Raw genomic sequence first — 8452 nt, 5'->3', positions numbered from 1 at the left:
TTTAAAAAGTGACCGGTTAAGAGTCCCTCGATCTTGCCACCAAGCGGGCAGGCTTTAGGTGAGTCAGAGTGGATCTTGAAAAGTTTTTCTTTATCATTTACTGCGTTAAAAATTTGAAGGAGGGTTAGGTGTTGGGGGAGTATTGCTGGCTTGAGATGTAGTGTTTGTGGGGCTGGGGTGTTTAGGCATCAAATAGTTATGTCAAGCATGTGATGTTCACTAGGCACTATTTCCTCACTATCTGCTATATCGTCCAAATTTTCCTCGTCACTATCTCTTGAATTTTGTTTTTCACTCTCAAACTCACTTGCCTCTTCTTCATTTTTTTGGCGTTCATGTTCCTTTTCAGGGTCTATTTTATAAGACTCTTCCATCGGACGCACCTCTTTGATCTCTTCACTTTGTTGCGAGGCAAGCTCAGCTGCCATTAAAGACTGCATATCAAATCTAGCTTGTTGATTTGCATGCACTTGCGATACTACTGGGACATTTTGATTTATAAAGTTACTATTTCCTAAAGGTGTTACAGCCATTTTTAGCCTTTATTTATGATGATAGTTTTATAGTTAGTATAAGTGACATTTGCACCGTTTTCACGTTTTAAATTTTCACGCTTAGTATAGTCTACCTCGTATCTGCCAGCTCCCTTTACGCTAAATTCTACGCAGAATTTAGCTGCCATTTTTAGCATATCTTCGGGTACCTTGCTCTTGTTTGTCTTGATGATAACGTGAGCGCTTGGAGCGTCTTTTAGATGAAGCCAGATGTCATCTTTTTTAGCAAGATCAAGTAAATTCATATTGCCTTTTTCGTTTCTGCCAACTAAAATTTTAAACTCTCTAACGTAAAAAATTTCGGTATTTTCACTCACGTCTTTTACGTGGCGTTCTCTTTGTTTTGCCTTGTTTTTTGGGCTTAAAATTTCAAGCTCATAAAGACTGTTCGCTTCTTTTAAAAGAGATTTTAATCCTTCAAAAAACTCGATTTTTTCTTTTAAATTTCTCTTTTCTATCTCCACTCCAATGGCTTTTGCGCGAAGCTTTTTTGATCTTGCGTAAAACTCATTTGCGCTGTTTTTTGGAGTATCGCTAAGAGTTAGTTTTATCTCGTTGCCATCAAAATCTTTCAGGCAAATTTTTCTCTCATAGCCCTTAAAATTTCCTAAATTTGCAAGCAAAAGCGATCCTAAATTCGCAGCTTCTTCACTCTTTCTCATCAGCTCATCTTTGTCTTCAAGTGAGTTTAAAATTTCGCTCATGCTATCTATCTTTTTTTGTACACTTGCAAGCTTTGCCTCTTTTAAGCTAGCTATCCTTGATTCATTTACTCTAGCCGCTTCGCTCTTAAAAAACGCCTCAAAGTCAGTTATGGGCTCGCACGGTTTTTCCTTGATAGTGATAGCTGGAAGCTCTCTTAAAACTTCGCCACTTTCTATTTTGCGGTAGCTATTATCAATATGTCTTAACGCCTCGATTATTACGTTATTTTCATCGGTTATTACAGCATTTGTAAAGCGCCCAGTAAATTCAAGATAAAGCACAAAATTTTCACTTTTATATGAGCCGCTTTGCGTGCAGATAAATTTTAAAATCCTATTATCTTTCAAGCACTCAACGCTTTTTATATGCGAGGCATTAAAGCGCTTTTTTAGCACATTATCAAAAGGTGCTTGATAAATTTTTGCTTCTTTTAGCTCGCCATCTTTGTAGATAGCGGAGTTTGATTTGTTTAGATCAAAGATGATCTTCTCGCCATTAAATTCGATTAAAATAGCCATATCATTAATGCGTTTTGCTTGGTTTATCTTTGTAAAATTTGATAAATAACTTGCTATTTGAACTAAATGTGCGTACTTCATGTGGGGATTATATCAGAAATGTTGCAAAAATGTTTTAATAAAAGCTTTATCGCTATCTATGAAAAAAATAGTAAAAATCTGTTTTCTGATCTATGTTTAATTTTTTGAAATGTTTTATTTGTAATGTTATTAAAATATAAATTTTTCGTAAATTTTTTTCATAAAAATTTAAAATATATTTTTATATAATGATAACTATTTTTATAATATTAAAAATTTTTTAAGGGATTATAAATGAATAAATTTCGCATTAGTGCGGTGCTTTGTTTTGCTATTTCTGCTTTAAATGCTACTGATGTAAGCTTGGATGGGATTAGCATTGAAGATAGCGCAGATGATGGTTACAGAGCCACAACGAGTGAGGTAGGCAAGACAAATACGCCAATTCTTGAGATCCCGCAGACGGTAAACGTTGTAACCCAGCAGCAGCTAAAGGATAAAAAGCCAGAGACCCTAGCTGAGAGCCTTCAAAATGTAAGCGGCGTTAGCTACGGCAACACCACGGGTGGCATCTTTGATTCGATCATAAAAAGAGGATTTGGCGGCGGACGCGACGGCTCGATCATGCGAAACGGCGTGCCCGCTAGCGTCATGCATAGCTTTAACAAAACCGTAGAAAGCGTCGAAGTGCTAAAAGGTCCGGCTAGTTTGCTCTACGGTGCGCAAGAGCCCGGCGGCATCATAAATATGGTCACTAAAAAGCCAAAATACGACTTCTCAAACGAAATTTGGGCTGGTATCGGCAACCGCAACTATTGGAATACAGGCTTTGACACCACAGGACCTATTGCGGAGAGCGGGTTTGCATATAGATTTATATTTGATACTATGCAAAAGGACTACTGGAGAGAGTTTGGCGAATATAAAAATGTTCTCTTTGCACCCTCACTTTCGTATAAAGGCGATGATTACCGCATAAATTTGGCTTATGTGCACACACGCTCGACCGATCCGATCGACCGAGGTATGTATCTCATTCCAAGCACTGGCAAGCTACTGCCGATAGATAAGAAAAGACGCCTTGACGAGCCATTTAATAAGCTAAAAACAAAGCTTGACATGCTAGATGTAAATTTTGAGAAAAATCTCGGCGAAAACTGGCTACTAAAGGGTGCTTATGCATTTTCTCGCTCAAAACATGAGTATGGCCACATCAGGCTAATGAATGTATTAAATAATGGCACAGCAACTAGGCGAAACGAATATTACGACGGATTTATCCACCGCACGCATGCTGGATCACTAAATTTAAACGGCTACGTTAAAACTGGCGAGATAGAGCATAATTTACTCTTTGGCATCGACGCAAAGGAATACTACCGCTATAGACCAGGTGGCCTAAAAGATACGGGTAACCACTTAAGCATCAACATATATCATCCTATCTATGGAAGAGTAGGGCTACCAATTGCCAGGGAGTCAAGCATCCAGTACCAAAAGCTAAAAACTATCGGATTTTACGCACAAGATAGCATAAATTTAACTGAAAATTTGATCTACTCTTTAGGAACTAGGTATGAATACTACGACCAAGTAGCTCGCGGCACAACTAGTGGGCCAAATAGCACAGATCAGCAAGATGGCAAATTTACGTGGCAAACTGGGCTTTTATATCTACTAACGCCTCAGTGGTCGGTCTATACCAACTACGCACAAAGTTTCAACCCGCAAATGGCGATCAGCGGCGACGACATTGGCGACATAAAGCCTGAAGAGGGTAAAAGCGTCGAGCTTGGGACTAAATTTCAAAATGACAGCATAACGGCAAGTGCAGCGGTCTTTAACATCGATAAGAAAAACATCATGCGCACCGTAAATAGTGTAAGTACGCCCGTGGGTGAGGCGCGCTCTAGAGGATTTGAGTTTGACTTTAATGGCCGCGTGACGCAAGGGCTAAGCGTGGGCGCTAGCTATGCATACACTAAAACCGAGGTGCGAAAGGATAGCGGCGCGTTTGCCGTGCTAGTGGGCAAACCGCTAGAAGCCACGCCTAAGCACCAAGCTAGCCTCTTTGCCAACTACGACTTTAGCCACCTAGGCGCAAAAGGCCTAAGGATCGGCGGCGGAGCGAGGTATTTTGGCTCATGGTACACCTACTACATGAGGACGAATTTACCGGCCGTACCTGCGGGAACTGGCTTTAAGATGGACGACGCGGTCGTTTACGACGCATTTATCAGCTACGATACCAAGATCGCGGGCTACGAGACGAATTTCTCGTTTAACGTCAAAAACTTGACCGACAAGCTTTATTATACGTCCTCATCGACCGGCACGCAGGCTAATATCATACCGATACAGCCGGGGTATGCGAGGCAGTTTATGCTAACAGCTAGCGTTAAATTATAAATTTAGCAATTTTCGTTAAAATCGCCTCAAAAATTTAAAGGAAATTTATGAAACAAACTATTACCGAGAAAATATTTTCAGATCACGTTGGCAAAGAGGTAAGCGCAGGAGAGATCATCGAAAGCAAGATCGACATGATCATAGGCAACGACATCACGACGCCTATTTCGATCAAGCAGTTTGAGCGAAGTGGTGCTAAAAAGCTAGCCAATCCAGACGGCTTTGCTATCGTGATGGATCACTACATCCCGACAAAAGATATCCTAAGCGCAAATCAAGCCAAAATTTCACGCGAATTTGCCTACAAACACGACCTTAAAAACTATTTTGATGAAAAAGATATGGGCATTGAGCATGCACTCTTGCCTGAAAAAGGGCTAGTCATCCCAGGTGATGTCATCATCGGAGCAGACAGCCACACCTGTACACACGGCGCTCTTGGAGCGTTTAGCACCGGCATGGGCAGTACCGACCTAGCTTATGCGATGATCACTGGTAAAAACTGGTTTAAAGTGCCTGAGAGCATTAAAGTCATATTTAAAGGCAAGCTTGATAAGCACGTCTACGGCAAGGACCTTATCCTTGAGATCATTCGCCAAATAGGCGTTGATGGCGCACTTTACAAGGCGCTTGAGTTTAGCGGCGAGGTGATAGAGGGCCTTAGCATGGATGATAGATTTTCAATGTGTAATATGGCGATCGAAGCTGGTGCAAAGAGCGGTATCATCGCAGTTGATGAGATCACAAAAGAGTTTTTAAAAGATAAAAATTTACGCGATAAACCAAAATTTTTCTACTCAGACGAGGGTGCAAAATACGACAAAATTTTAGAGATCGATGTCACAAACCTTGATCCAGTCATCGCATATCCATTTTTGCCAAGCAACGGCAAGAGCGTAAGACAAGCGGTTCGTGACGATTTAGCCATTGATCAGGCATTTATCGGTTCATGCACAAATGGCCGCCTAAGCGACCTTCGCATCGCAGCACAAATTTTAAAAGGCAAAAAAGTAGCCCGCAAAACAAGGCTCATCATCACTCCAGCGACGCAAAAGATCGCAAGAGCTGCCGAAAAAGAAGGCTTAATCGATATTTTCATCGAAGCAGGAGCGGTTGTGAGCAATCCAACTTGTGGTGCCTGCCTTGGCGGATATATGGGCATTTTGGGTGCAAATGAGCGCTGTATCTCAACAACAAATAGAAATTTCGTAGGCCGTATGGGCGATAGAACGAGTGAAATTTATCTGGCTAACTCAGCAGTTGTAGCGGCCTCAGCCATAGCAGGTAAAATCGCCGATCCAAGGGACTTATAGGCGTTAGCTTTTAAGTATCTTTGAATGAGTTAGAAATTTCCACACTTTGATAAACTACGTGTTTTATCTTGTGTGAAAATTTCGTCACAACATCCAAATCTATCTTAAAATCTTGCCGCTCTAGGCTTGTTTTTACATAATCAAATAAAATTTAAAAGTATCTCTTCTAAAAAAAGCTTTTATTTTTCTAATTGACAAAATTGAGTTAATTCTTTGTGAAATATCAAAAAATTTAAAGTATTTGTATGGATTAATTTAGCCGTTAAATTTGACTATTTTTGAAAATTTACCGGCTATTTTTAGCGCATTAAAACGCTGTTATAGTTGCCAAAAGACCAAAGATTATGCCCGGAAAGTTTGCAGCAGAAAGTGGATAGTCTTTTTTAGCTTTTAATAGTCCATAACTTGTCCAGATTGTGCAGTTTAGTGCGGCTGCCAGTGGCTGTATAAAAGGCGTCTTGTTGCCATCAAGGTTGCCCATTATTTGTGGGATGTATGAAAAGTATATAACAACTGATAGGCATGTGCCGATCCAGCCTAAAATTTGTAGATTTTTTTCGCTCATTGCTTTAAATAAAAGCGCCATTATATCTTTTTTAATCGTAGCAAGCAAATGGATAAAATGGCCATGATTTTTACTGCGATTAAGATGGTTTTAGTAAAATTGAGCATTTTAAAAGGATAAAAATGCCAGATATAGTATATGACAAAGCAAAATGGCACTGGGGTGCGAAAGATGCGCCGACTGATATACCGCATGAAAACGGTGCGACACACATTGCATTTTTCTTTCGCTGGTGCATGGAACACAAATTTTATTCAAAGGAATTTGCGGCAGATTTTGCGGACGATATAGCACAGATGGATGAAAATTTTAACTATCGTCAGTATCTTTTTGACGCTATGGACGGCGTACTTGGAAGTGCGGAGCTAAATACTGCTGGTAAAGCCTTTGCAAAAGCTTACTATACGACTGATCGGACAAAATTTGCCAAAATGTATGGTTGGTATTTGCAGGATTATACTGATTTTGTTTCGAAAAAATTTGGTGAAAAATACTTTGATAACGCCTATTTTTATATAGAAAACTCACAAGAAAACTATGCCTTGATCAAAGCTATCATTGATCGTCGCTACGAGGAATTTTTAACAATGAAAACGGCAAAGCAGGCTTAAAATTTCACAAGTAGGATAAACAAAAATAAGTTTTTATCACATATTTTTGGTAGATCAAAGCCGCTTTTAGCTAAATTTAGCCTCATAACTTTCTTAAGGAAAAAGATGCAAACTTGCGTGATTTTAGCAGGTGGCAAAAGCTCACGTATGGGGCAAGATAAGACACTTTTGCCATTTGGTGGTTTTAAGACGCTTACTCATTATGAGGTCGCGAAATTTAGCAAAGTTTTTGGCGAAGTTTATGTAAGCTCAAAATTTGAGAAATTTAGCCCGCCACTAAAGCTTATAAAAGATGAAAATAGCAATAACTATTCGCCAATGCTCGCACTTTACTCCATTCTTAAAAATTTTGATCATAGTATTTTTGTGATACCGGCTGATATGCCATTTTTTGATCTTAAAAGCTTAGAGGAGCTTGTTAAATTTAAAGATGAATTTGATATGGTTGTGGCTAGTGATAATGAGCACATTCACTCGCTTTGTGGTTTTTTTAGCCCAAGGCTTGCCACTTTGGCCCATGAGTTTTATTTAAAAAATGAGCATAAAATCGGACTTTTGAGAAAAAGCTGTAAATGCAAAGTCGTAAATTTTAAAGATAGTGAGCAGTTTTTTAATGTAAATTTCCCTGACGAATACGAAATGGCAAAGAAAATCCAAGAAAAGAAGATAGATGATGAGTAAAATTTTATTATTTTTAAGCCTTGGCCTTAGTTTTTTGATGGCAAGTGGGCTGGATGATTTTAAAAGAGCACAAGAGCTGGAGCAAAGTGGCGACATAAAGGCTGCGATGCAAATTTATAAAGAGCTAGCCAAAAGCTCTTTAAACGAGCAAAACGCGATACAAAATTTGCAAGCAATCGAGCCAGCGCCAAGAGAGGCGAAGCTAAAGCAAGCCGATCTTTTAAGAGAATATAAAAGTAGTAAAAATTTACAAAATGCACTTGGTATCGAGCTTTATAAATTTAACTACCTTTTGCCAGTAACTTATGCTAAAAATGTGCCAGATGATGAGCGAAAGAGCATTGAAACTAAGTTTCAAATAAGCCTTGCAAAGCCGTTATTTTATGACCTGTTTGGGCTTAGAGAGAGCCTTGTAGCAGCCTACACGCAGACATCTTGGTGGCAGATAACAAGAACTTCAGCTCCATTTCGTGAGACGAACTATCAGCCAGAAATTTTTCTAAATTTTGCTTCTCCAAAATATTTGGAGCAAATAGGTGTAAAAAACCTAAAATTTGGACTTTTGCATGAGTCAAATGGACGAGATGGCAAAAAATCAAGAAGCTGGAATAGAGCTTATTTGCAAAGTGATTTTGTTTTTGGCAAGCTTAGCATTTCGCCAAGAGCTTGGATGATAGTAGGCAATAAGGGCGATAATAAAGATATATTAAAATACATCGGGCATGGCGATGTAAGGCTTAGCTACAACCTTAATGATCACATTTTTAGCCTAATGCTAAGAAATAACTTACATTTTGATAAAACAAATAAAGGTGCTGCTGAAATTTCATATATGTTTCCTATCTTCTCAACCGGAGTTTATGGCTATTTGCAGTATTTTACTGGATATGGCGAGAGTTTGATTGATTATAATAGGCATACTGATAAATTTGGTCTTGGTTTTGTTATTTTAAAATAAGCTAAAAATTTTAAACTTATAAAATGGCTAAATTTAGGCAAATAGTCATAAATTTACTCAAATATGTCAAAAAAATTTAATTAATCAAAAAACTTAAAAATATTAGAAAAAATACAA

At 38.7% G+C, this 8452-nt stretch carries 8 protein-coding genes; 5 read left to right on the top strand and 3 right to left on the bottom strand.

Going from position 1 to position 8452, the window contains the following annotated elements; genetic code table 11:
• Positions 1-188 precede the first annotated feature (188 nt).
• Both CYP43_RS08270 and CYP43_RS08265 read right to left on the bottom strand, forming a co-directional pair.
• The gene (locus CYP43_RS08270; protein ID WP_103583213.1) at positions 189-533 is read right to left on the bottom strand and encodes a hypothetical protein; all 345 of its coding nucleotides are present in this window, start codon (positions 531-533) and stop codon (positions 189-191) included.
• A gap of 2 nt (positions 534-535) precedes the next feature.
• Complete coding sequence (locus CYP43_RS08265; RefSeq protein ID WP_103583212.1) at positions 536-1858, bottom strand: NFACT RNA binding domain-containing protein; 1323 nt, start codon at positions 1856-1858, stop codon at positions 536-538.
• A gap of 234 nt (positions 1859-2092) precedes the next feature.
• On the opposite strand from CYP43_RS08265, the gene CYP43_RS08260 reads away from it, so the two are divergent.
• Both CYP43_RS08260 and leuC read left to right on the top strand, forming a co-directional pair.
• A complete protein-coding gene (locus CYP43_RS08260) occupies positions 2093-4207 on the top strand; it encodes a TonB-dependent siderophore receptor (protein WP_103583211.1) in 2115 nt (704 codons plus the stop codon).
• Between the two features lie 47 nt (positions 4208-4254).
• Positions 4255-5520, top strand: coding sequence for a 3-isopropylmalate dehydratase large subunit (gene leuC, locus CYP43_RS08255; protein ID WP_103583210.1), 1266 nt, complete (start codon positions 4255-4257; stop codon positions 5518-5520).
• Positions 5521-5827: 307 nt separating this feature from the next.
• On the opposite strand, the gene CYP43_RS08250 is transcribed toward leuC, so the two are convergent.
• A complete protein-coding gene (locus tag CYP43_RS08250) occupies positions 5828-6085 on the bottom strand; it encodes a SemiSWEET family transporter (RefSeq protein ID WP_103583223.1) in 258 nt (85 codons plus the stop codon).
• Between the two features lie 122 nt (positions 6086-6207).
• On the opposite strand from CYP43_RS08250, the gene CYP43_RS08245 reads away from it, so the two are divergent.
• The 3 genes from CYP43_RS08245 (at position 6208) to CYP43_RS08235 (ending at position 8335) form a co-directional block, all read left to right on the top strand.
• Positions 6208-6696 (top strand): hypothetical protein, encoded by a 489-nt coding sequence (locus CYP43_RS08245; RefSeq protein WP_103583209.1) that lies wholly within the window; start codon positions 6208-6210, stop codon positions 6694-6696.
• Positions 6697-6801: 105 nt separating this feature from the next.
• The gene (locus CYP43_RS08240; RefSeq protein WP_103583208.1) at positions 6802-7377 is read left to right on the top strand and encodes a molybdenum cofactor guanylyltransferase; all 576 of its coding nucleotides are present in this window, start codon (positions 6802-6804) and stop codon (positions 7375-7377) included.
• On the top strand, positions 7370-8335 hold the full coding sequence (locus CYP43_RS08235; protein WP_103583222.1) for a phospholipase A: 966 nt from the start codon (positions 7370-7372) through the stop codon (positions 8333-8335). Before CYP43_RS08240 ends, CYP43_RS08235 begins: the two co-directional genes overlap by 8 nt.
• Positions 8336-8452: the final 117 nt, after the last annotated feature.

It is taken from the genome of Campylobacter concisus (assembly GCF_002913045.1).
GTDB classification, from domain to species: Bacteria; Campylobacterota; Campylobacteria; order Campylobacterales; family Campylobacteraceae; genus Campylobacter_A; species Campylobacter_A concisus_AP.
Note: the sequence above shows the minus strand (reverse complement) of the source record. Positions and strands in the feature narration are given on the sequence as shown.